The 491-nt window shown below is 67.4% G+C and carries 1 protein-coding gene; it reads right to left on the bottom strand.

What is annotated here, in order from left to right:
* Window positions 1–41: 41 nt before the first annotated feature.
* On the bottom strand, window positions 42–491 hold a 450-nt coding region (locus AB4Z27_RS29485; protein WP_441646044.1), incomplete at its 5' end, for a glutathione S-transferase C-terminal domain-containing protein.

The following is a 491-nucleotide window of genomic DNA, read 5'->3' on the forward strand; positions in this document are numbered from 1 at the left end:
TTGCCGGACATGATGGAAACCGCGCTGGAATTGGGGACGGCCTACATTGTAAGGCCATTGGCGGCCACTGTCGGCGCCGCCGGGGACTCGGACATGGGCGCGAACACCCCGCTGCCGACGAAATCGGGATAGAAACGCGCCCGCATCCGCGCCAGATAGGCGGCCAGATTGGCGTGCGCGGACGCCGCCGTACGGATCGGCGTCTCGAACACGGGACTGAGCAGGCTGGCGCTGAACGCGAACAAGGTGGCGTCGGCGCCGCATGGCGCATCGCCCATCAGATAGGGCTTGTCCCCCAGGATATTGGCAATGGCGGTCACGCCGTGGATTGCCATGGCGTCAGCCTCCTCGTCCGAATGCCGGCCGAGGCCCTGCGCCCAGAGCATCTGGCGTACGCGCCGCTTGACCAGCGTGGTCACGATCCCGCGCACCGGTGCCGGCACGCGCTGGAAGAACTGGGCCGGGCCGCGCTCGAAATTGGCGTCATCGAG

The organism is Cupriavidus sp. KB_39 (assembly GCF_052114485.1).
Taxonomy (GTDB): domain Bacteria; phylum Pseudomonadota; class Gammaproteobacteria; order Burkholderiales; family Burkholderiaceae; genus Cupriavidus.